The organism is Serratia sp. Ae19-1, assembly GCF_059801225.1.
The window spans coordinates 644,675-665,834 of record NZ_JBCHWD010000002.1 but is presented as its reverse complement, the minus strand read 5'-3'; the positions used below and the strand labels follow the sequence as shown (position 1 = coordinate 665,834).

Sequence of the window (21,160 nt, the reverse complement as noted above, 5' to 3'; positions counted from 1 at the left end):
ACGTAATGCCTATCCTGCCCGCAGCCGCGACGCTATAATCGCCCCATCTTTTCCTATTACGGGTACGCATCAATGATCCGCAGCATGACCGCCTACGCCCGGCGTGAAATCAAGGGTGAATGGGGCAGCGCAGCCTGGGAGCTGCGTTCCGTTAACCAGCGCTACTTAGAAACCTACATCCGCCTGCCGGAACAATTCCGCAGCCTGGAGCCGGTGATCCGTGAACGTATCCGTGGCCGCCTGACCCGCGGCAAAGTCGAATGCAACCTGCGTTTCGAACTGGACCCAAGCGCGCAAAGCTCGCTGATCCTGAACGAAAAGCTGGCCAAACAGCTGGTCGAAGCCGCCAACTGGGTGAAAATGCAGAGCGACGAAGGGGAAATCAACCCGATCGACGTGCTGCGCTGGCCGGGTGTGATGTCCGCGCAGGAGCAGGATCTGGACGCCATCAGCGCCGAGCTGATGCAGGCGCTGGACGGCGCGCTGGATGACTTTATCGTCGCACGCGAAAGCGAAGGCGCCGCGCTGAAAACGCTGATCGAACAGCGCCTCGACGGCGTCAGCGCCGAAGTGGTCAAAGTGCGCGCCCAGATGCCGAACATCCTGCAATGGCAGCGCGAGCGCCTGGTCAGCAAGCTGGAAGAGGCGCAGGTGCAGCTGGAAAACACCCGCCTGGAGCAGGAGCTGGTGCTGATGGCGCAGCGCATCGACGTCGCCGAAGAGCTGGACCGTCTGGAAGCGCACGTGAAAGAGACGCACAACATCCTGAAGAAGAAAGAAGCCGTCGGCCGCCGCCTCGACTTTATGATGCAGGAGTTCAACCGCGAATCGAACACCCTGGCCTCCAAGTCGATCAATGCCGACGTCACCGCCTCCGCCATCGAGCTGAAGGTGCTGATCGAGCAGATGCGCGAGCAGATCCAGAACATCGAGTAATTTATCAGCATGTATCATGCTATATAAAATATTCATAAAAGCCCGTAACTTACGGGCTTTTTTAATCTCACCCAGTCCCACTTCACCTACTCAAATCTCACCATTTTGATGTACCATAGACTGTACCAACCATGAAAATGGTACATACACTTTTGGTACAAGGTAGTTATTGAGCGTGGGCAAACTTACGGATATACAGATAAAAGCTTGGGTAAAGGCGGGGGAACGCTTCGAAGGCAGGGCCGATGGTAATGGTCTCTATCTTTGCTACCGCGATAGCTTCGCAACACCAAAATGGCGCTTCCGCTACAGTTTGGCAGGTAAAGCCCGAGCTATGTGGATCGGGTCCTATGGGGAGCTTTCCCTTGCTAAAGCGCGTGAAACAGTCAGGATGCTTTCCGCAAGAGTAGCTCTAGGGTATGACGTGGCTGGTGAGAAAAAAGAGCGTAAGGCTTCCGCCATTGCAAAGATCGAGGCTGACAAAAATGCACGCAAGGTATCAGATCTAGCAACTGAGTATTTTGAACGCCAAATCCTTGGTCGCTGGAAACATCCTGATATTCTCCGTCGTCGTATCGATAAGGATATCAATCCGCATATTGGTAATCTCAAAGCCGACGAAGTTAAACCACGGCATATAGATGAAATGCTACAAAATATCGTTTCACGTGGCGCCCCAACCGTAGCCAACGATGTCTTACGTTGGACTAAAAGAATTTTCAATTACGGGATTAAAAGACATATTCTGGAGGTAAACCCTGCCGCTGCATTCGAACTTGCGGATGCAGGTGGGCAAGAGAAATCGCGGGAAAGATTTCTTACTGATGACGAACTATCCCAATTATTCTCGGCAATGAAAAAAGCCAAAGGATTCGGCCGACAAAATGAGCTCACGTTTAAACTACTTTTACTCCTTTGTTGTAGGAAAATGGAGCTATGCTCAGCTCGATGGGAAAACATAGACTTAAATAATGCCATTTGGCACCTAACCGGTACAAAAAATGGTGATGATATTGATATTCCTCTCCCCGAGAATGCCATATTATGGCTAAATGAACTCAAGATTATGTCATGCAACAGTGAATGGGTTCTTCCCGCAAGGAAAATGCAAAATCGTATGATCCCCCATATTGTAGAAAGCACCCTACCAGTTGCTCTTGCAAAGCTACGACCTCACTTACATGGCATTGATAATTTCACTATTCATGATTTTCGACGTACAGCCAGAACACATCTCGCCTCGCTTGGCGTTGACCCTATAGTTGCAGAGCGCTGTCTTAATCACAGAATCAAAGGTGTTGAAGGTATTTATAATAGGCATCAGTACTTTGATGAGCGCAAAAAAGCATTACTATTATGGCAAGATAAATTAATTAAGTTAGATATGGACTCTGATTAAATGAAAAGTTTTCAGCGGATGACAGAATTCGAAAGATTCGCAACCTTACCGTCTATTACTATCGATGAGCTCTCTAAATGCTTGGTCGGAGTATCACCATACGCAAGAAGAAAAGACATAAATGATGAACACCTTGAAATAATAACCCACATTAGAGTGAGAATAAAAAGAACATTAGAAGAGATTTTTAAAAACGAGAAAATACCTAGGGTCACAAACTATGGTGAATACAAACCGCACCCACACCCAATAGATATGGATGAGAAAGTAAAATCAGATATTATATTCTCAGTCGGATTTAACTGTCGGGATGATGTAACAACACCAAGTGCAATTATTGATAGATGTAAAGTTGCCATTACTAACTTAGCAATGCACTCCAAAACAAGGCCACTTCTTCAATTCATTGGTGGCGAGGCTGAATCACTAGGAAAACAATTAGTCGCAAACAATAGAGGGCTTTACAAAAAAGAAGAGGAAGTTGTTAGCCTCAATAAAATCATTGGTATAACCGTAAGCTTACTGGCGCAGGAGAAAAATAAATCCAATCCATCAAAATGGCTAAAAAAAGACAACACCGTATGTGTTGAGCATGTTAAAGACTTAATTGATGACTTTGTCGAACAAAATGGAATTTCCAGCGATGGATTAAGAGCTTCTTCAATCCGAAGTAAAATATCAGCCGCCATAAAGACAATTTACGATTGAAATCAATGCATTAACACCCACAAAGCATATCTGTGGGTGTTTTTTGCCCATAAAAACCAACTCATGACAATCCATGGGTATCCCAGCGTATCCCAGCGTATCCCAGCAGCCCCCAATGATTATCTTAAAAAATAAAAACCAATAAAAATCAAATAATTAATGATTATTAGATTTCCCGCAAACTTGTTGGAATTGATTTTGTTTTATTGGAATTATCATTGACTTTATGTAATCCCATTTTCGCTGGAACTACAACGCTGCGAGTTTTAATCTCGCATCATCTCATGGCATCACAGGTATCAGCATGCAAACAACTAATTGTAATAATTACGGTTTTATACCGCAGACGGGTTTTGTTAGACAAAGAACGCTTATGCCTTGTCTGCCTTTTTCACACGCAACACTTTGGAGAAGGGTTTCAGCAGGAACATTTCCAAAACCAGTAAAAATTTCAGCGAAGATTACTGCATGGAAAGCAGAAGAAATCAGGGAGTGGATCAATGCTCAAAACGATCTTGCCTGATGCGGCCAAAACGCCGCATCAAACAAAGAATCAACCTTTGGGGACGACACCTCTACGGATCAGCTCTTGCCTAGCTAGCTCTTTCATCCAGTTAGCCAAGCTTACGTTGTCCTTAGCGGCTTCTACCTCGAGTTGTTCTTTCAACTCAGGAGTTATACGCATTTTAAACTGTGGAGATTGCCCGCCCCCTTTTGGACTGCGATCTCGAGTTGTCACTGTTGACAAGTGGCCACCTATTGAATTAATGCCTACATCGTTAGGTGGCCACCTTATCACGGTAACCCCTGAAAAAAAAGCGGCTCTGAACAGTGCGCCAACACTGCCAGAGCCTCACCATTCACGTAAATTGAGAGCAACGCTATGGCTACATCAAAGTGTACCTACATCTTTGCCGCAATCAACCGCACCCAGCGCAAAATCCGCCCGGTGATGTTGCGCATTACCGCCGGTGACGAACGCAGCGCCCGCCGCCAGTTGGCCGGTGACTACGTACTCCTGTTTGCCGGTCGCCTGCCACAGGGAGGCTGCCATGCGTGAGTTTCCCCAGCGCGGCGAGCGCTATCGCCATCAGCAAGGCAGAACGGTGCGTATCCTGAGCCTGTATCGCGCCGATGAGGCAACGGCCCGTAACAACCCGGAGTTCGCCTATGAAGTGGTGTTTGAGTATGACCTGTCCGGCAACATGACCGCCATGCCGCTGCCGTGGTTCAGTGAGGTGTACCGCAAAATCGCCGATGCGCCGCGCAACCTTGCTCCCCGGCCTGCCGCCGGTCAGTCGCCGCTCCGGCTGCACCCGTCTGTAAAGGTGGTCTACAGCCGCCAGTGGGAGACGCGACGGCCGACGCCGGAGCACGACGACACCCATTATTCCCGCTTCCTGTAACGCGGTTTATCACGCTTCATTTTCGATTCTGACGGACAAAAATCATGACTTCATCACATGGGCAAACATCAGCTCAGGGCACGCTGTTGCCGCCATCCTGCCGCTACCTGTCTTACGGCATGACCGAAGACGCCTTTGAAAAACTTAATCGCGCCAAGCAGGCGTGTTCGCTGCTGGATATGTTGTTCGCCGGGCAGGCCGCCTCTACACCGTTCCCGACTGGCATCACCACGCAGGAAATGGCCGCGATGGTGGCTTACCTGTCGGAGGATTTGGCCTTCGTTCAGGCGCAGTGCGCCGCAATTAACGGCGAGGTGGTCGCATGACGCTGGATAACGGTTCTGCCTCCTGCATTCCACTGGAAGTGCGCACCGCGCTGTTTCGTCGCGCAGTGGCCGAAGCCTATCTCGCCGCCTGTGCGGCGCAGGGCATGACGCTTCCCCACACGCTGGACAGCCTGCAGATGCTGATTGCCAGCGACATCGAAGCGCTGTTTGTGAAGCTGCACGGCGTTGACGAAGGCATGGCGATTGCCTGCTCGTTGCTGGGTGACATGGTGGCCCCGGACATTCTGCTGGCAGCACCGCAGCTCACGGCGCAGGGCTGCAACATCATGGCGGAGCTGTGCGGCGTGGCGGTCACATCCGGCCATCCGGCACCGACGCTGCATTAAGGGGGCGCAATGACCAAGTTAGAACAGACCAAACAGGCCGCCCGCGGCCGCTGGGACGTTATTTTTCCGCTGCTGGGGGTCACGGTACCCCCTCACGGTCAGCACGGCCCCTGCCCGTCGTGCGGCGGCACCAAGCCGTTTCGCATGGACGACAAGAACGGCGACGGCCGCTGGATTTGCACACACTGCACACACGGCGACGGACTGGACTTGGTGGCGAAGGTCAACGGCCTCAGCCTCGGTCAGGCAGTCAACGAAGTGGCCGACGTGCTGCAACTGAGTCAGGTGCAGCAACAGCCGCCCAAGCCCGCCAGAAGAGAAGCCGTCAAACCGGCACCGGCGGTGGCCGACACGGTAGCGCAGTGGCTGGCCGCCTGCACGGAGGGGCAAAGCGAGTATCTTACCGGCAAGGGGTTTGCCAGCCTGCCGCAGCCGCTGACCACCACGGCCCGCAAGAGCGGCGGCGTGGACTTTCCGCCGGGGTCACTGCTGCTGGCGCTGACGGACATAAACGGCGCCGTGACGGGGGCGCAGTTGATTTCTCCGCTGGGTGATAAGCGGCTGTTGCCGGGGACGGTGCAAAAGGGGGCATTTATCGCCCTCAGCGCGTCTCTACAGAGCGACGAGCCACCGACGCAGGTGATTATCACCGAAGGCTACGCCACCGCACTGACGGCCGCCCAGCTCGCCGCAGGCTGGGTGATGGCTGCCATCTCGGCCAGTAATCTGCCGAACGTGGCGCAGGCGGTGCACGCCCGCTGGCCGCAGGCCCGTATCGTCATTGCCGCAGACAATGACTTCTACGACGGCAAAGAGAACACCGGCAAGGTCTGGGCGGAGAAAGCCGCCAAGGCCGTCAACGGCTGCGTGACGCTGCCGCCGACCCGCCATAAGGCGGACTGGAACGACTTTATGCAGGAGAACGGCCCGGCACGCGCCAAAGAGGCATTTAACGAAGAGTTGGTGCAACTGGGTAAGTCGGCGGTGAAACTGCCGCAGGGCTTCCGGCTGACGCAGGAATACCTGTGGTTCGACAAGCAGGTACAGAAGTCGGACGGCGACACCGAAATCCGCAACATCAAAATCAGCAACCCGTTACGGGTGACGGCCATCACCTGCGACGCCGACGGCGGCAACTTCGGCCGTTTGCTGGAATGGGAGGACACCTACGGCCAGCCGCGTAAATGGGCGATGCCGATGGAGATGCTGAGCGGCAGCGGCGAAGAGCTGCGCCGTATCCTGCTGGTTAACGGCCTGTCGTACATCAGCACCACCGGCGAGGCCCGCGCCCGGCTGATGGAGTACATCTCCCTGTGCAAGCCGGAGCGCAAAGTCACCTGCGTGAACAAAACCGGCTGGCACGGCGACGTCTATGTGTTGCAGGACGAGGTGATTGGCGACGGTGCGGAAGCGGTGATTCTGCAAACCGCCAGCGTGCAGGGCAAAGATTTTCGCGTGGCCGGGACGCTGGACGACTGGCAGGAGCAGATTGGCCGGTACTGTGTCGGCAACTCCCGCGTGGCCTTTGCGGTCAGTCTGGCATTTGCCGCGCCGCTGCTGCGACTGGTGGGAATGGACGGCGGCGGGTATCACCTCAAAGGCGAATCCACCGACGGAAAGACCACCACCATGAAGGCGGCCACCTCGGTGTGCGGTGGCCCGGACTATTGGCACACATGGCGCTCCACCGGTAATGCGCTGGAAGGCACCGCCAGCCGTCGTAACGACGCAGCGATGATGCTCGATGAAATCCGGGAGGTGGACGGCCGCGAGGCCGGAAACATCGCCTATATGCTGGCGAACGGCCAAGGCAAGGGGCGGGCGGGCACCGACGGTGAGTTACGCACCCGCAAGCAGTGGCGGCTGTTGTTCTTCTCCACCGGGGAACTGTCGCTTACCGAGCACGCTGCCCGCGCCGGCGAACGCACGTTTGCCGGGATGGAAGTGCGGATGCTCCAGATACCGAGCGACTCCGGCAAATACGGCGTATTTGAAAGCCTGCATGGGTTCGACAGCGGCAAGGCGCTGGCGGAACATTTTGAAGTTGCCACCGCGACGGTGTACGGCACGCCGTTCCGCGCCTGGCTGAAAGCCCTCACCGCCGACCTGAACGGCATGACGGCCAGCGCCAAGGCGCTGATGAAGGAGTACACCCAACTGCTGATGCCGGATAACGCCGGTAATCAGGTCGGACGGGCCATCAACCGCTTTGCGCTGGTTGCCATGGCTGGGGAGCTGGCTACACGGCTCGGCATCACCGGCTGGCCGGAGGGGGAAGCGCTGCGGGCAACCCAGACCTGCATGCGGGCATGGCTGGCCGACCGGGGCCATAGCGCCAATCAGGAAGACATTGCAGCGCTGGAGCAGGTGCGTACCTTCTTCACGGCTGGGCAGTTCAGCCGCTTTGCCGACTGGCATAACGAGATGAACCGCCCCGGCAACATGGTGGGCTGGCGCAAGGTGGAGAAAGGCAACCATGCCCGGCAGCTGGAGGCGGTGACGACGTTCTATGTGATGCCGTCCGGCTGGAAGGAAATCTGTAAAGGTTACGATGCACGGAAGGTGGCAAGGCTTTGTGCGGAAGCCGGTTTTCTGGTTCCGGCCAAGGACGGCAAAATGCAAACGGCCACCCGCCCGCCAGAGATGGGCGTCAAGAAGCTGTATGTCTTCACCAGTGACGTCTTAGGGTAAGGCTTTACGCGAGTCTTATTATTAAGGGGTAACAGAGGTAACAGGGGTTACATCGTTGTAATCACTAAAGAAAATCTGTTACCCTTTTTATTTGGTTTGGGGTAACAGGGGTAACAATATCGGCGTCGTTTTATCCTGTTACCAGTTGTTACCCCAACCATTCTCGCCGGGGTAACACATTTTTCCCTTTAAAATCATATCTGTAACCTGTGTAACCCCTGTTACCCCCGAGAATCGATAAAGGCATAGGCCGATTCACAGAAATGCCCCTTCTCTGGCGGGCCATTCCTTCCCCAAAATTGTCACCTAACCCATTGAAAAAAGGCCACGTTGTGTAGCCGGAGTGACAACCGTGTTTGATTGAGCGGTTGTGCCGGTTATCGGACACTGTTCACACAACATAACGAACTGGAGTTTTTTCGATGACCACCAAGACCCCGCTTGTCGCACTGTCTGAACGCTTGTTGCAGCAACAACCCGGCTTTGATGACGCACGTAACGGCTTTTACAAAAAGAAAACGGAACTGAATGACATCCGTCAGGTCATTGCGACCACACACGATAAGAAACGCGCAGCGGAAGAGCAGGCCGTCATGGACGACAAAGGCTGGCGTAAGCGGTTCCGCAAAGCAAAAGGCGAACTGACGCCGGAGATGCAAGACCTGCATACCCAACGCATCATCAAACGTGAACTGGTGAATGAATACGACGGGCTGCTGGCCGAACTGGAAGATGATAAGGAAGAGGCGATGGTTGCGGTCTGCAACGCCGCCAGTGCTTATGACCAGAAGCACCGCGCGCTTTTGCGCACCTACTCCGAAATGACGCTGGAGGTTGCGCTGGATCAAGCCTCAATCCTGATCCGCGCGGTTGCTTTGCGACTCCATGCCCAATCGCGTCTCGGCCACGATGAACAGCAGTTCCATAACAACAACCTGTGTGCGCGAGATCCACACGGTGTCGTGATGCAGGAAGTCATGCAGGCACTGGTCGAACGTGCCGCTAATTTCCACCTGAGCACGGAGAGTGACCCTATTCTTGAGGCGATTGGGTTGTACGGCCCGGATTTCAGTGGCCTTGACCAGAGGCTAATTAACAGTCCGGCCGCACGGATCAAACTCGGCAAGGAAATCGCTGCCCGCAAACAAGCCAAAGCGGAAGGGGAGGAATAACCATGATGCGCTGTCCTTTCTGCCGCAGAGGTGCACACACCCGTACCAGCCGGTATCTGACGGAACAGACCAAAGAGGCTTATTACCAGTGCCAGAATATTGACTGCTCCAGCACCTTTAAGACGCGAGAGAGTATCGAGCACGTGATCCGCCAGCCATTGCCGCCACAACCGCTCATGGCGCCGGTGTCACCGCCACCACAGCAGCGAACGCTGAACCGCTACGGAAGCCACCACCACGTACATTGATGCCTCCCGACCCGCCCCCTTCCCGGTGCGGGTTTTTTATTACTTCACCCCTCCCGTTTTGCGGCTTTTTCTCTGGCGGGCTTCTCTTTTTGAGCGTGCATGCATAGGGTGCATGATTTTGCATGCAAGAAAATGCATTTTTCACCCCCTCCCGCCCCAGTACTGGCGCGGTTTGGAGCCGTTCATGCAACTGCATGAAAAGCGGTACATGAAGCGGGCAGGCGAGGCGGGGATAGCATTGCGCGCCGAGAGGTTTGAACGACTTTTTGTTCGCGGTATCAGCACGTCACTGAACTATCTACTTATACAATCATCCTATCTCGAGCATTGACACGATACATGTTGTGGCAACCCTCTGACTACGCCTGTGATGTATGGATTGGGCGGCTCTGAGATAATATTGCACTTTATGTTACAGTATTGAGAATCCTCTTAGAAAAAATGCAGGCACTACATATAGACGAATCGCCATTTTAAATATCTATATGTGCTCTCCATCAAAAAATATCAATGCCTTTCCTTGCTGAATGAAACAAGGTGGTGTAAAGGGTATATACAGGAATTGAAAAAAAACGCCGTAAAGGTATAATCACGCGGTTTTTTACGTGTCAAACGTTAAGGGAAAAACCATGTTAAGCTTAGTGCAGGTGGTGGAAAAAGAAAAAAATGAAAAGGAATCAGTCGGTTCCGAAGCCAACTGCATGCCTTATAACAACAATAACAATGTTGAATGCTTAGTTACCAGAAGAAATAATAAGGCTTTATCCAAAGCTAGGGATAAGGTTCTAAAGGCTGCTACCAAATTAAATTGGTAGAAATACTTAACAAAGAAATAATAAGCATACAAACACTATTTAAAAGGCTAATTTTTTAGCCTTTTTATTTATAAAAACTCTGGAGACTTTCATGGCAGATACTGCAGAAAATATTATCCCTGTAAAAACAGAATTCACTTCAAATAGTGATAGCATCCACGATATTAAAGGTAGAAGATCACAAGAGTTAATTGTCGGTTTATGTGGTGCTATAGGCTCAGGAATAAAAAGTCTAAAAGACCAATTACTACATTGCCTAACTCAAAATGGATATCATGTTGAACACATTAGAATTAGTGATCTTATTTCTGATTTTGGAAAGGTAAGTACTATTCATTTAGATAGTTACCAGCGTTACGACACGCTACAAAATGTTGGTGACACTCTAAGAAAAGAGCATGGTAACTTTATCTGCGCAGAATTAGCCGTGCTTTCAATTCAGGAGCGAAGAGAAGCCATTTATGGTGGTGAATCATCTGAACTAACAAAAAATACAAAGAAAACCGCCTATATCATAGACCAAATCAAACATCCGTCCGAAGTTGAATTATTTAACCAAGTTTATAAAAGTAATTTCTACTTAGTTGGACTTTTGAGAACCGTATCCGAAAGAATACAAAACCTAAAAGATGAAGCAATAGGTAATGATAATATTTCGAAAATAATTGAGCGAGATAGAAAATCAAAAGAAAAAAATGGTCAGCAAGTTGAAGAAACACTACAACTATCTGATTATTTTATAAAAAATCTTGACACGGACGTTATGAGAAGGTCAGTTCAAAGGCTTATAGATCTCATCCATGGCGTTAACCATATTACTCCGTCCAAAGATGAATCCGGAATGTACTCCGCTTATTCCGCCTCGTTAGGATCCGCTTGCCTTTCCCGCCAAGTTGGTGCATCCATAATGGATATAGAGGGTAATGTGATCGCAACTGGCCGCAATGATGTTCCTGCTTTTGGTGGTGGGTTATATACGTCTGAAAGTAGTAAAGATAAACGATGCTTTAATAAAAATGGATGTCATAATGATAGGCACAAAGCATTATTGAAAAATGAAATAAAATCAATCCTTCAAGAAAATGGTTTATCAAATGCCAATGAGCTTGCAGAAACAATCATGAAGGAAACTAAAGCGAAATATCTTATAGAATATTCTCGCGCAGTACATGCAGAAATGGATGCTATTATTGCATTAGCAAGAAATACTAACATCGGTACAACTGGAAACAGTCTATACTGCACTACATATCCTTGCCATGTGTGTGCTCGCCATATTGTTGCTGCCGGAATTAAACGAGTTGTTTACATTGAACCATACGAAAAAAGTTTAGCCCTCCAATTACATGACGATACCATCTGCCAACCAGACCATGCTCCATCACATGATAAAGTCTTGTTTGAAAATTTTGAGGGCGTCGCACCTAAAAGGTATGCAAAATTCTTCGGGTATAATAGGAAAAGGAAAAACGCTAATGGTAAGCCCATAAATTATAGCATTGAAGAGTCTTACCACGTAGATACCCAATACCTTGATAGTTATGGTGAGTATGAGTCAAAAGTAATAAGCAACATACGTTCAAAATTCAATCTTGGAAGTTGAATTTCAGAATGTACCAAAATGTGTACAAAAAACAAGAGAAAGAATAAAAAAACAATATAAATCAACAATATGAAAAAATAAAATCATATAGATCCAGAACATCGAGTGATCCCGCTCCGCACGCCATCAAGCCCGCGGCACGCGGGCTTTTTTATGGCTGCAGATCAGCGATAGGCGGCCGCCTGCTCCTCACCGATCAACCCCATTTTCTGCAGCTGCACCGCAATGCTCCAGGTTGAGCGCTCAAACTCATCGCTCAACGCTTCCAGCGTCGCCCCGGCCGCATGGCTCTCGCGCAGCCGCAGTTTTTCCTCTTCCGACCAGGGGAAATAGGCATTGGCCGGCCGACCCTCAATGAGATTTTTCTGCCGCTTCTCTTCCGGCGTCAGCCGGGCTTTTTTCTGCAGTGCGGATTCACCGTCGAACTCGTTGGCCAACGCGAACAGCAGGCGGATAGCCTCCGGCGCACAGGCCGCTGAAGCCGGTTTCAACAGCTCGCCGGTGTCGGGATTAACGCCGTTGGCCAGCGCCCTGAGCAACATGCCGGTATTCATCGTTCACCTCCTGACTTGAGAAAATGCGCGCCGGTCGCGGCGCCCTGCTCAAGCATGTTTCTCCGTCTTAGCCGAGAAAACCACGTTTTGCGCCGGGAAAAATCCCCCATTGCGAGCCAGATTCCAGGCGTCTGCACGCGTGGGGCGAAGGTTGCATCAGGTTGCGGGCCAGTAGGCTGTTCACAGGGGCTTATGAAAAACTGCCGAGCAGCGCGTGTGGATGACATTCGGCAAGATATCCCGCATGCCATAAGTATTTTGTTCTAATTATCACGCAAGGTAATGAAAGGACGGCGATGCTGTGGCTAAATGTGTTTTTTTCCTGCCCGTGAACCGTACGGACCGTTTATGCCACAAATTCTGCAATTTATTATGGCCCTGGTGGTGATCATCGCCCTGGCGCTGCTGGTCAGCAATAATCGCAAGAAAATCCGCCTGCGCTATATCATCCAGCTACTGGTGATCGAAGGCGCACTGGCCTATTTCTTCCTGCACTCCGCCAGCGGGCTCAGCGTGATCAAACACGTCGCCGGCTTCTTCGACACCCTGCTCGCCTACGCGGCACAAGGATCGGAGTTCGTGTTCGGCGGCATGAGCAAGGATGGCCTGGCGTTCATCTTCCTCGGCGTTTTATGCCCTATCATCTTTATTTCCGCCCTGATCGGCATTTTGCAGCATTTCCGCATCCTGCCGCTGATCATCCGCCTGGTGGGCACCCTGCTGTCCAAGGTCAACGGCATGGGCAAGCTGGAGTCGTTCAACGCCGTCAGCACGCTGGTGCTGGGGCAGTCGGAAAACTTTATCGCCTATAAAGGCATCATCGGCGATATCTCGCCGCGCCGCATGTACACCATGGCCGCCACCGCCATGTCGACGGTATCGCTCTCCATCGTCGGCGCCTACATGTCGATGATCGACGCGCAGTACGTGGTGGCGGCGTTGATCCTTAATATGTTCAGCACCTTCATCATCCTGTCGATCATCAACCCGTATCAGGTCGAAGACGAGCCGGAGCTGAAGCTGAACAAGCTGCACGAAGATCAGAGCTTCTTCGAAATGTTGGGCGAGTACATTCTGGCCGGCTTCAAAATTGCGATGATCATCGCGGCGATGCTGATCGGCTTTATCGCACTGATCTCCGCCGTCAATGCGCTGTTCTCGGCGGTGCTCGGCATCAGCTTCCAGCAGATCCTCGGCTACGTGTTCTATCCGCTGGCCTGGCTGATCGGCATCCCGGCGGAAGAGGCCTTGAAGGCGGGCAGCATCATGGCAACCAAACTGGTGGCCAACGAATTCGTGGCGATGATTGAGCTGAAGAAGATCGCGGCGGAGCTGTCGCCGCGCGGGCTGGGCATTCTGTCGGTGTTCCTGGTGTCGTTCGCCAACTTCGCCTCCATCGGCATCGTCGCCGGCGCCATCAAGGGGCTGAACGAGCAGCAAGGCAACGTAGTTTCCCGCTTTGGCCTGAAGCTGGTTTATGGCTCGACGCTGGTGAGCCTGCTGTCGGCGGCCATCGCCGGCCTGGTGCTGTAATCTCCACTCCCGGCCATAAGGCCGGGAGTTCGCTTTAAAACGCCACGCACACCGGCGCATCCACCCGCATCACAGAATCCTGCGCAAACTGCTGCTTATAGCCGCTGCGCAGCGCCTCGATATTCTTCTCGCTCTCTTTGCCCGGCGCATGGATCAGCAGCAGCGCCTTGCTGTTCTCGCGCGCCAGTTTGCCGTCGTGGCCCAGCCACTGCCCTTTGGCGTCAAACACCGTCAGCCCGTCTTTAAAGCGCGGCGTCACCTGGCTGTCGACGAAGGTTTGCCACTCGGCGGCGGTGATCGCCGGCCCCGCCGGACGATTCAGGCCAAAATAGAGCGTTGTCTGCACCAGCGGATCGCCGGTGCGGCAAACCGGGGCGGGGGACGTTGTCTGGTGACCTGGCGCCACGCAGCCGCTCAACAGCAGGGCGGCAGCCACCACGGCGCAGGCGGCCAGTTTCGGGGAATTTTTCATCTGCAGTCTCGGTTTCTCAGTTGAAGGATTAGCTGCAAAAAGCATAGTCAGCGATGGAAACCAGCGCGAAATTTCTAATGCTTTTATCAGCAGCAAGATGTTAAAAAAGGCTGGTTATCGGCAATAAAAACGCAGTTTGGATTAGCTAAATTAATCCGAAACGCCATCGGTGAAAAAAACTCAGTAGCGCGCACCCTCGGCGGCGATTACCCTGCCGTCCATCATTCTGACGCAAGTACGCTGTGAACCCCTTATGTTACTGAGCATCCTTTATATCATCGGCATCACCGCCGAAGCCATGACCGGCGCGCTGGCGGCCGGCCGCCGCCAAATGGACATGTTCGGCGTGATCATCATCGCCTCGGTCACGGCGATCGGCGGCGGGTCGGTGCGCGATATGCTGCTCGGGCATTTTCCGTTGGGCTGGGTCAAACACCCGGAATACATCGTCATCGTCGCGATAGCGGCGATCGTCACCACCTGGGTGGCCCCCCTGATGCGCCATCTGCGCCGCCTGTTCCTGGTGCTCGACGCCGTCGGCCTGATCGTCTTCTCCATCATCGGCGCGCAGGTGGCGCTGGATATGGGGCACAGCGCGATTATCGCCGCCATCGCCGCGGTGATCACCGGCGTCTTCGGCGGGGTACTGCGCGACATGTTCTGCAACCGCATCCCGCTGGTGTTCCAGAAGGAGATCTACGCCGGCATCTCCTTCAGCGCCGCCTGGCTGTATATCGGCCTGCAGCACCTCAGCCTGCCGCACAATCTGGTGGTGATCATCACGCTGGTCGCCGGTCTGAGCGCGCGCCTGATCGCCCTGCGCTTCCGCCTCGGCCTGCCGGTGTTCAACTACCAGCATCCGGATCATTGATGTCGGGGCGGCAACGCGCCGCCGCCGAGGCCAAAACTGCAGAAATGTCGCCCTTCAACGCGCAAATTCGCGCATTCACCGCTTTTTCCGCGCAAAGCCGCGGGCAAAATGCGAGCTAACGCTGCACCCGGCGCGTTAGCCGTGTATACTGTGCGGAGAAAATACACATCCGCTGTTATTGGCATATCAACCGTTATCAACGAACATCATCATGGCTCAAGGCACGCTTTATATTGTCTCTGCTCCCAGTGGCGCAGGTAAATCAAGTCTGATTCAGGCTTTGTTAAAGACGCAACCGCTGTACGACACGCAGGTTTCGGTTTCGCACACCACGCGCGACAGCCGCCCGGGTGAAAATCACGGCGAGCACTATTTCTTCGTCTCGAAAGACGAATTCCGCCGGATGATCGAGCAGGACGCGTTTCTTGAGCACGCCGAAGTGTTCGGCAACTATTACGGCACCTCGCGCGCCGCCATCGAACAAGTGTTGGCGACCGGCGTAGACGTGTTTCTGGATATCGACTGGCAGGGCGCGCAGCAAATCCGCGCCAAAATGCCGCAGGCGCGCAGCATCTTCATTCTGCCGCCGTCGAAGGAAGAACTGGGCCGCCGCCTGCGCGGGCGCGGGCAGGATTCCGAAGAGGTGATCGCCAAGCGCATGGCTCAGGCCGTGGCGGAAATGACGCATTACGCGGAGTACGATTACCTGATCGTGAACGATGATTTCGATCTGGCGCTGTCCGATCTGAAGACCATCATTCGCGCCGAACGCCTGCGTTTGGGCCGCCAGTTGCTGCGGCATGACGCTTTAATCAGCAAACTATTGGCAGACTGAAGGCAGTTTCAGTATCATGCCCAGTCTTTTCGTCACCTGTGGAGTAGCACAAATATGGCACGCGTAACTGTTCAAGACGCTGTAGAGAAAATTGGTAACCGTTTTGACCTGGTGTTGGTCGCTGCTCGTCGGGCGCGTCAGATCCAGACCGGCGGCAAAGATGCACTGGTTCCGGAAGAGAACGACAAGTACACCGTTATCGCCCTGCGCGAAATCGAAGAAGGCCTGATCACCAGCCAGATCCTCGACGTGCGTGAGCGCCAGGAGCAGCAAGAGCAGGAAGCCGCAGAAATTCAAGCGGTTACCGCGATTGCTGAAGGTCGTCGTTAATTAGACTGCGAGTCCGCCTTGTACCTGTTTGAAAGCCTGAATCTGCTGATTCAACGTTACCTGCCCGAGGAGCAGATTAAGCGCCTCAAACAGGCATACCTCGTCGCGCGCGACGCGCACGAGGGCCAGACACGCTCCAGCGGTGAGCCCTACATTACTCACCCGGTTGCCGTGGCCTGCATCCTGGCGGAAATGCGTCTCGACCACGAGACGCTGATGGCGGCATTGCTGCACGACGTCATCGAAGACACCCCGGCCACCTATCAAGATATGGAACAGCTGTTCGGCAAGAGCGTCGCCGAACTGGTCGAGGGCGTCTCCAAGCTCGATAAGCTGAAATTCCAGGACAAGAAAGAAGCGCAGGCGGAAAACTTCCGCAAGATGATCATGGCGATGGTGCAGGATATCCGCGTCGTGCTGATCAAGCTGGCCGACCGTACGCACAACATGCGCACCCTCGGTTCGCTGCGCCCCGACAAACGCCGGCGCATCGCGCGTGAAACCCTGGAAATCTACAGCCCGCTCGCCCACCGTCTGGGTATTCATCACCTGAAAACCGAGCTGGAAGAGCTGGGCTTCGAGGCGCTGTACCCGAACCGCTACCGCGTGATCAAGGAAGTGGTGAAAGCCGCGCGCGGCAACCGCAAAGAGATGATTCAAAAAATCCTCTCCGAGATCGAAGGGCGGCTGACGGAAGCCGGCATCGCCTGCCGCGTCAGCGGGCGGGAAAAACACCTCTATTCCATCTACCTCAAGATGCACCTGAAAGAACAGCGGTTCCATTCCATCATGGATATCTACGCGTTCCGGGTGATCGTCAAAGAGGTCGATACCTGCTACCGCGTGCTCGGCCAGGTGCACAGCCTGTACAAGCCGCGTCCGGGGCGGGTGAAAGATTACATCGCCATTCCCAAGGCCAACGGCTATCAATCGCTGCATACCTCGCTGATCGGCCCGCACGGCGTGCCGGTCGAAGTGCAGATCCGCACCGAAGACATGGACCAGATGGCTGAGATGGGGGTGGCCGCGCACTGGGCTTACAAGGAAAGAGAACAGGGCGAAACCGGCACCACGGCGCAGATCCGCGCCCAGCGCTGGATGCAAAGCCTGCTGGAGCTGCAGCAAAGCGCCGGTAGCTCGTTTGAATTTATCGAGAGCGTCAAATCCGATCTGTTCCCGGATGAGATTTACGTTTTCACCCCGGAAGGCCGCATCGTCGAGCTGCCCGCCGGCGCCACGCCGGTCGACTTCGCCTATGCGGTGCATACCGATATCGGCCATGCCTGCGTCGGCGCGCGCGTCGATCGTCAGCCCTACCCGCTGTCGCAGTCGCTGACCAGCGGCCAGACCGTCGAGATCATCACCGCGCCGGGCGCGCGGCCCAACGCCGCCTGGCTGAACTTCGTGGTCAGCTCGAAAGCGCGCGCCAAAATTCGCCAGATGCTGAAGAACCTCAAGCGCGACGACTCCGTCGGCCTCGGCCGCCGTCTGCTCAACCACGCGCTGGGTGGCAGCCGCAAGCTGGCCGAAATCCCGCAGGAAAACATTCAGCACGAGCTGGACCGCATGAAGCTGGCGACGCTGGACGATCTGCTGGCGGAAATCGGCCTCGGCAACGCCATGAGCGTGGTGGTGGCGAAGAACCTGCAGGGCGATCAGTCCAGCCTGGGCGCGTCCTCCGGCGTGCGCAACCTGGCCATCAAGGGCGCCGACGGGGTGTTGATCACCTTCGCCAAGTGCTGCCGTCCGATTCCGGGCGACCCGATTATCGCTCACGTCAGCCCGGGCAAAGGGCTGGTGATCCACCATGAATCCTGCCGCAATATTCGCGGCTATCAGAAAGAGCCTGAGAAGTTCATGGCGGTCGAGTGGGATAAAGAGACCGAGCAGGAGTTCATCGCCGAAATTAAGGTGGATATGTTTAACCACCAGGGCGCGCTGGCCAACCTGACGGCGGCGATCAACGCGGCCGAGTCCAATATTCAGAGCCTGAACACCGAAGAGAAAGACGGTCGGGTTTATAGCGCCTTTATCCGCTTGACCACCCGCGATCGCATCCATTTGGCAAACATTATGCGTAAAATCCGTATCATGCCGGATGTGATCAAAGTTAACCGCAACCGAAACTAGCGCTTATGAGTCCTGAACGCTATGCGCGGATTTGTGAAATGCTCGCGACCCGGCAGCCGGATTTGACGGTTTGCCTGGAGCAGGTGCACAAACCGCATAACGTCTCCGCCATTATCCGTACCGCAGACGCCGTCGGCGTGCATCAGGTCCACGCCGTGTGGCCCACCACCCGCATGCGCACCCTGGTTTCCTCCGCCGCCGGCAGCAACAGCTGGGTCAGCGTTAAAACCCACCGCACCATCGGCGACGCGGTCGGTCACCTGAAAGCGCAGGGCATGCAAATTCTGGCCACCAACCTGTCTGCGCGCGCGGTCGATTTCCGCGAGGTGGACTACACCCGGCCAACCTGCGTGCTGCTCGGCCAGGAAAAAACCGGCATCACCGAAGAAGCGCTGGCGCTGGCCGATCAGGACATCGTCATTCCGATGATCGGCATGGTGCAATCGCTCAACGTCTCCGTAGCCTCCGCGCTGATCCTGTATGAGGCGCAGCGCCAACGGCAAAACGCCGGCCTGTATCGCCGCGATAACAGCATGCTGGACGAAGAAGAGCAGCAGCGCCTGCTGTTCGAAGGCGGCTACCCGGTGTTGGCCAACGTGGCCAAGCGCAAAGGGCTGCCGCGCCCGCAGATCGATGAACAGGGCCAGGTGGTCGCCAGCGCCGAATGGTGGGCGGCCATGCAGGCGACGGTGCGCAAATGAAAGGCCGCCTGCTGGATGCTGTCCCACTCACCACGCTTTCCGGGGTTGGCGCCAGCCAGGCGGGCAAATTGGCCAAGCTTGGCCTCGACACCATTCAGGATCTGCTGCTGCATCTGCCGCTGCGCTACGAAGACCGCACCCGCCTCTATCCGATCAACGATCTGCTGCCGGGCATCTACGCCACGGTAGAAGGGGAAGTGCTGCGCAGCGACATCAGCTTCGGCCGCCGCCGCATGCTGACCTGCCAGATCAGCGACGGTACCGGCATCCTCACCATGCGGTTCTTCAACTTCAACGCCGCGATGAAGAACAGCCTGGCCACCGGCCGCCGCGTGACCGCCTACGGCGAGATCAAACGCGGCAACCACGGCGCGGAGATCATCCATCCGGAATACCGCATTCAGGGCGAAACCAGCGAGGTTGAGCTGCAGGAGTCGCTGACGCCGGTCTACCCCACCACCGAGGGGGTGCGGCAGGCCACGCTGCGCAAATTGACCGACCAGGCGCTGGAGCTGCTGGATACCTGCGCCATTGCCGAACTGCTGCCGCCGGAGCTGAGCGGCGGCCTGATGAGCCTGCCGCAGGCGCTGCACACCCTGCACCGCCCGCCGCCGGACATCCAGCTGGCGGATCTGGAGCTGGGCAAACACCCGGCGCAAAAACGCCTGATCCTCGAAGAGCTGTTGGCGCATAACCTCAGCATGCTGGCGGTGCGCGCCGGTGCCCAGAGTTACCGGGCGCAGCCGCTGCTGCCGGACGATCGGCTGAAAAACCGTTTTCTCGCCCAGCTGCCGTTCTCGCCGACCGGTGCGCAAACGCGCGTGGTGGCCGACATCGAAGCCGATATGCAAAAAGACTTCCCGATGATGCGGCTGGTGCAGGGCGACGTCGGCTCCGGCAAAACGCTGGTGGCGGCGCTGGCGGCGCTGCGCGCCATCGCGCACGGCAAGCAGGTAGCGCTGATGGCGCCAACCGAGCTGCTGGCCGAGCAGCACGCCAACAATTTTCGTCAGTGGTTCGAACCGCTGGGGCTGGAGGTCGGCTGGCTGGCCGGCAAACAGAAAGGCAAGGCACGCATCGCGCAGCAGGAAGCCATCGCCAGCGGCCAGGTGTCGATGGTGGTCGGCACCCACGCCATCTTCCAGGAACAGGTGCAGTTCAACGGCCTGGCACTGGTGATCATCGATGAGCAGCACCGCTTCGGGGTGCATCAGCGGCTGGCGCTGTGGGAGAAAGGCGAAGAACAGGGCTTCCACGCCCATCAGCTGATCATGACCGCCACGCCGATTCCGCGCACGCTGGCAATGACCGCCTATGCCGATCTCGATACCTCGGTCATCGACGAGCTGCCGCCGGGCCGCACGCCGGTGACCACCGTCGCCATTCCCGATACCCGCCGCGCCGACATCATTCAACGAGTGAAGAGCGCCTGCCTGGAAGAGGGCCGGCAGGCTTACTGGGTGTGCACGTTGATCGAAGAGTCCGAACTGCTGGAAGCGCAGGCGGCGGAAGCCACCTGGGAAGAATTGAAAACCGCATTGCCGGAGCTGAAGGTGGCGCTGGTGCACGGCCGCATGAAAGCTCAGGAGAAGCAGGCGGTGATGCAGGCGTTTAAACAGGGTGAGCTGCAGCTGTTGGTCGCCACCACGGTGATCGAAGTCGGCGTCGACGTGCCGAACGCCAGCCTGATGATCATCGAGAACCCGGAGCGGCTGGGTCTGGCGCAACTGCACCAGCTGCGCGGCCGCGTGGGGCGCGGCGCGGTGGCCTCACACTGCGTGCTGCTGTACAAAACGCCGCTGAGCAAAACCGCGCAAACGCGCCTGCAGGTGCTGCGCGACAGCAATGACGGCTTCGTCATCGCGCAGCGCGATCTGGAGATCCGCGGCCCGGGCGAGCTGCTCGGCACCCGCCAGACCGGCAGCGCCGAATTCAAAGTGGCGGACCTGCTGCGCGACCAGGCGATGATCCCCGAAGTGCAACGCGTCGCTCGCCACCTCCACCAGCACTATCCGGAGCATGCCCAGGCGCTGATCGAGCGCTGGCTGCCGGAGAAGGCGCGCTACTCCAACGCATAAAAAAG

General features: G+C 55.2%; 23 protein-coding genes. 20 read left to right on the top strand and 3 right to left on the bottom strand.

Annotated features, from left to right (window positions below):
* The first annotated feature begins 72 nt into the window (after positions 1-72).
* The 4 genes from AAIE04_RS08470 (at position 73) to AAIE04_RS08455 (ending at position 3,566) form a co-directional block, all read left to right on the top strand.
* Positions 73-936, top strand: a complete 864-nt coding sequence (locus tag AAIE04_RS08470; RefSeq protein ID WP_015379441.1) for a YicC/YloC family endoribonuclease — start codon at positions 73-75, stop codon at positions 934-936.
* A 175-nt stretch (positions 937-1,111) separates the two neighbouring features.
* Entirely contained in the window at positions 1,112-2,335 is a 1,224-nt protein-coding gene (locus tag AAIE04_RS08465) for a tyrosine-type recombinase/integrase (RefSeq protein WP_043148440.1), read from the top strand.
* 18 nt (positions 2,336-2,353) lie between these two features.
* On the top strand, positions 2,354-3,043 hold the full coding sequence (locus AAIE04_RS08460) for a hypothetical protein (RefSeq protein WP_080289028.1): 690 nt from the start codon (positions 2,354-2,356) through the stop codon (positions 3,041-3,043).
* A gap of 304 nt (positions 3,044-3,347) precedes the next feature.
* Positions 3,348-3,566 carry a helix-turn-helix transcriptional regulator gene (locus AAIE04_RS08455; protein WP_072010297.1) on the top strand — a complete coding sequence of 73 codons (219 nt, stop codon included), beginning with the start codon at positions 3,348-3,350 and terminating at the stop codon, positions 3,564-3,566.
* A 30-nt stretch (positions 3,567-3,596) separates the two neighbouring features.
* Here the strand turns inward: AAIE04_RS08455 and AAIE04_RS08450 are convergent, their stop codons facing one another.
* On the bottom strand, positions 3,597-3,791 hold the full coding sequence (locus AAIE04_RS08450) for a toxin-antitoxin system HicB family antitoxin (protein WP_072010298.1): 195 nt from the start codon (positions 3,789-3,791) through the stop codon (positions 3,597-3,599).
* Positions 3,792-3,926: 135 nt separating this feature from the next.
* Between AAIE04_RS08450 and AAIE04_RS08445 the strand changes: the two genes are divergently transcribed.
* The 9 genes from AAIE04_RS08445 (at position 3,927) to AAIE04_RS08405 (ending at position 11,651) form a co-directional block, all read left to right on the top strand.
* Entirely contained in the window at positions 3,927-4,103 is a 177-nt protein-coding gene (locus tag AAIE04_RS08445; protein WP_021807316.1) for a host cell division inhibitor Icd-like protein, read from the top strand.
* Positions 4,096-4,449: a hypothetical protein gene (locus AAIE04_RS08440; protein WP_498576787.1), complete on the top strand. Its 354-nt coding sequence runs from the start codon at positions 4,096-4,098 to the stop codon at positions 4,447-4,449. The genes AAIE04_RS08445 and AAIE04_RS08440 overlap by 8 nt, the downstream gene beginning before the upstream one ends.
* 44 nt (positions 4,450-4,493) lie before the next feature.
* Complete coding sequence (locus AAIE04_RS08435; RefSeq protein WP_145956989.1) at positions 4,494-4,775, top strand: hypothetical protein; 282 nt, start codon at positions 4,494-4,496, stop codon at positions 4,773-4,775.
* Positions 4,772-5,122, top strand: coding sequence for a DUF5375 family protein (locus AAIE04_RS08430; RefSeq protein WP_033636586.1), 351 nt, complete (start codon positions 4,772-4,774; stop codon positions 5,120-5,122). Before AAIE04_RS08435 ends, AAIE04_RS08430 begins: the two co-directional genes overlap by 4 nt.
* Before the next feature lie 9 nt (positions 5,123-5,131).
* Positions 5,132-7,813 carry a DUF927 domain-containing protein gene (locus AAIE04_RS08425; protein ID WP_498576786.1) on the top strand — a complete coding sequence of 894 codons (2,682 nt, stop codon included), beginning with the start codon at positions 5,132-5,134 and terminating at the stop codon, positions 7,811-7,813.
* A gap of 422 nt (positions 7,814-8,235) precedes the next feature.
* Positions 8,236-8,985 (top strand): capsid size-determining scaffold Sid, encoded by a 750-nt coding sequence (sid, locus tag AAIE04_RS08420; RefSeq protein WP_498576785.1) that lies wholly within the window; start codon positions 8,236-8,238, stop codon positions 8,983-8,985.
* Between the two features lie 2 nt (positions 8,986-8,987).
* The gene (locus tag AAIE04_RS08415) at positions 8,988-9,233 is read left to right on the top strand and encodes an ogr/Delta-like zinc finger family protein (RefSeq protein WP_498576784.1); all 246 of its coding nucleotides are present in this window, start codon (positions 8,988-8,990) and stop codon (positions 9,231-9,233) included.
* Between the two features lie 629 nt (positions 9,234-9,862).
* On the top strand, positions 9,863-10,048 hold the full coding sequence (locus AAIE04_RS08410) for a hypothetical protein (RefSeq protein ID WP_498576783.1): 186 nt from the start codon (positions 9,863-9,865) through the stop codon (positions 10,046-10,048).
* Between the two features lie 91 nt (positions 10,049-10,139).
* The gene (locus AAIE04_RS08405; protein ID WP_498576782.1) at positions 10,140-11,651 is read left to right on the top strand and encodes an anti-phage dCTP deaminase; all 1,512 of its coding nucleotides are present in this window, start codon (positions 10,140-10,142) and stop codon (positions 11,649-11,651) included.
* A 164-nt stretch (positions 11,652-11,815) separates the two neighbouring features.
* On the opposite strand, the gene AAIE04_RS08400 is transcribed toward AAIE04_RS08405, so the two are convergent.
* The gene (locus AAIE04_RS08400; RefSeq protein WP_019452194.1) at positions 11,816-12,205 is read right to left on the bottom strand and encodes a hypothetical protein; all 390 of its coding nucleotides are present in this window, start codon (positions 12,203-12,205) and stop codon (positions 11,816-11,818) included.
* A gap of 348 nt (positions 12,206-12,553) precedes the next feature.
* On the opposite strand from AAIE04_RS08400, the gene AAIE04_RS08395 reads away from it, so the two are divergent.
* Entirely contained in the window at positions 12,554-13,738 is a 1,185-nt protein-coding gene (locus tag AAIE04_RS08395) for a NupC/NupG family nucleoside CNT transporter (RefSeq protein WP_004931212.1), read from the top strand.
* Between the two features lie 34 nt (positions 13,739-13,772).
* On the opposite strand, the gene AAIE04_RS08390 is transcribed toward AAIE04_RS08395, so the two are convergent.
* The gene (locus AAIE04_RS08390) at positions 13,773-14,210 is read right to left on the bottom strand and encodes a DUF3574 domain-containing protein (protein ID WP_498576781.1); all 438 of its coding nucleotides are present in this window, start codon (positions 14,208-14,210) and stop codon (positions 13,773-13,775) included.
* A 253-nt stretch (positions 14,211-14,463) separates the two neighbouring features.
* Between AAIE04_RS08390 and AAIE04_RS08385 the strand changes: the two genes are divergently transcribed.
* The 6 genes from AAIE04_RS08385 to recG all read left to right on the top strand — a co-directional run bounded on the left by AAIE04_RS08385 (position 14,464) and on the right by recG (position 21,155).
* Positions 14,464-15,081 carry a trimeric intracellular cation channel family protein gene (locus tag AAIE04_RS08385; protein ID WP_019452191.1) on the top strand — a complete coding sequence of 206 codons (618 nt, stop codon included), beginning with the start codon at positions 14,464-14,466 and terminating at the stop codon, positions 15,079-15,081.
* Positions 15,082-15,292: 211 nt separating this feature from the next.
* Positions 15,293-15,916 (top strand): guanylate kinase, encoded by a 624-nt coding sequence (gmk, locus tag AAIE04_RS08380; protein WP_004931218.1) that lies wholly within the window; start codon positions 15,293-15,295, stop codon positions 15,914-15,916.
* 54 nt (positions 15,917-15,970) lie between these two features.
* The gene (gene rpoZ, locus AAIE04_RS08375) at positions 15,971-16,246 is read left to right on the top strand and encodes a DNA-directed RNA polymerase subunit omega (RefSeq protein ID WP_004931221.1); all 276 of its coding nucleotides are present in this window, start codon (positions 15,971-15,973) and stop codon (positions 16,244-16,246) included.
* 18 nt (positions 16,247-16,264) lie between these two features.
* Positions 16,265-18,376, top strand: coding sequence for a bifunctional GTP diphosphokinase/guanosine-3',5'-bis pyrophosphate 3'-pyrophosphohydrolase (spoT, locus tag AAIE04_RS08370; RefSeq protein WP_019452189.1), 2,112 nt, complete (start codon positions 16,265-16,267; stop codon positions 18,374-18,376).
* A 5-nt stretch (positions 18,377-18,381) separates the two neighbouring features.
* Positions 18,382-19,077, top strand: a complete 696-nt coding sequence (gene trmH / locus AAIE04_RS08365) for a tRNA (guanosine(18)-2'-O)-methyltransferase TrmH (protein WP_004931227.1) — start codon at positions 18,382-18,384, stop codon at positions 19,075-19,077.
* Positions 19,074-21,155, top strand: a complete 2,082-nt coding sequence (gene recG / locus AAIE04_RS08360; protein WP_063918309.1) for an ATP-dependent DNA helicase RecG — start codon at positions 19,074-19,076, stop codon at positions 21,153-21,155. Before trmH ends, recG begins: the two co-directional genes overlap by 4 nt.
* Positions 21,156-21,160: the final 5 nt, after the last annotated feature.

What these genes read in the sequence shown, in the direction of transcription:
- AAIE04_RS08470 (WP_015379441.1), top strand. Translation starts at nt 73, where the DNA reads ATGATCCGCAGCATGACCGCCTACGCCCGGCGTGAAATCAAGGGTGAA.
- AAIE04_RS08460 (WP_080289028.1), top strand. Translation starts at nt 2,354, where the DNA reads ATGACAGAATTCGAAAGATTCGCAACCTTACCGTCTATTACTATCGAT.
- AAIE04_RS08455 (WP_072010297.1), top strand. Translation starts at nt 3,348, where the DNA reads ATGCAAACAACTAATTGTAATAATTACGGTTTTATACCGCAGACGGGT.
- AAIE04_RS08445 (WP_021807316.1), top strand. Translation starts at nt 3,927, where the DNA reads ATGGCTACATCAAAGTGTACCTACATCTTTGCCGCAATCAACCGCACC.
- AAIE04_RS08440 (WP_498576787.1), top strand. Translation starts at nt 4,096, where the DNA reads ATGCGTGAGTTTCCCCAGCGCGGCGAGCGCTATCGCCATCAGCAAGGC.
- AAIE04_RS08435 (WP_145956989.1), top strand. Translation starts at nt 4,494, where the DNA reads ATGACTTCATCACATGGGCAAACATCAGCTCAGGGCACGCTGTTGCCG.
- AAIE04_RS08430 (WP_033636586.1), top strand. Translation starts at nt 4,772, where the DNA reads ATGACGCTGGATAACGGTTCTGCCTCCTGCATTCCACTGGAAGTGCGC.
- AAIE04_RS08425 (WP_498576786.1), top strand. Translation starts at nt 5,132, where the DNA reads ATGACCAAGTTAGAACAGACCAAACAGGCCGCCCGCGGCCGCTGGGAC.
- sid (WP_498576785.1), top strand. Translation starts at nt 8,236, where the DNA reads ATGACCACCAAGACCCCGCTTGTCGCACTGTCTGAACGCTTGTTGCAG.
- AAIE04_RS08415 (WP_498576784.1), top strand. Translation starts at nt 8,988, where the DNA reads ATGATGCGCTGTCCTTTCTGCCGCAGAGGTGCACACACCCGTACCAGC.
- AAIE04_RS08410 (WP_498576783.1), top strand. Translation starts at nt 9,863, where the DNA reads ATGTTAAGCTTAGTGCAGGTGGTGGAAAAAGAAAAAAATGAAAAGGAA.
- AAIE04_RS08405 (WP_498576782.1), top strand. Translation starts at nt 10,140, where the DNA reads ATGGCAGATACTGCAGAAAATATTATCCCTGTAAAAACAGAATTCACT.
- AAIE04_RS08400 (WP_019452194.1), bottom strand. Translation starts at nt 12,205, where the DNA reads ATGAATACCGGCATGTTGCTCAGGGCGCTGGCCAACGGCGTTAATCCC.
- AAIE04_RS08395 (WP_004931212.1), top strand. Translation starts at nt 12,554, where the DNA reads ATGCCACAAATTCTGCAATTTATTATGGCCCTGGTGGTGATCATCGCC.
- AAIE04_RS08390 (WP_498576781.1), bottom strand. Translation starts at nt 14,210, where the DNA reads ATGAAAAATTCCCCGAAACTGGCCGCCTGCGCCGTGGTGGCTGCCGCC.
- AAIE04_RS08385 (WP_019452191.1), top strand. Translation starts at nt 14,464, where the DNA reads ATGTTACTGAGCATCCTTTATATCATCGGCATCACCGCCGAAGCCATG.
- gmk (WP_004931218.1), top strand. Translation starts at nt 15,293, where the DNA reads ATGGCTCAAGGCACGCTTTATATTGTCTCTGCTCCCAGTGGCGCAGGT.
- rpoZ (WP_004931221.1), top strand. Translation starts at nt 15,971, where the DNA reads ATGGCACGCGTAACTGTTCAAGACGCTGTAGAGAAAATTGGTAACCGT.
- trmH (WP_004931227.1), top strand. Translation starts at nt 18,382, where the DNA reads ATGAGTCCTGAACGCTATGCGCGGATTTGTGAAATGCTCGCGACCCGG.
- recG (WP_063918309.1), top strand. Translation starts at nt 19,074, where the DNA reads ATGAAAGGCCGCCTGCTGGATGCTGTCCCACTCACCACGCTTTCCGGG.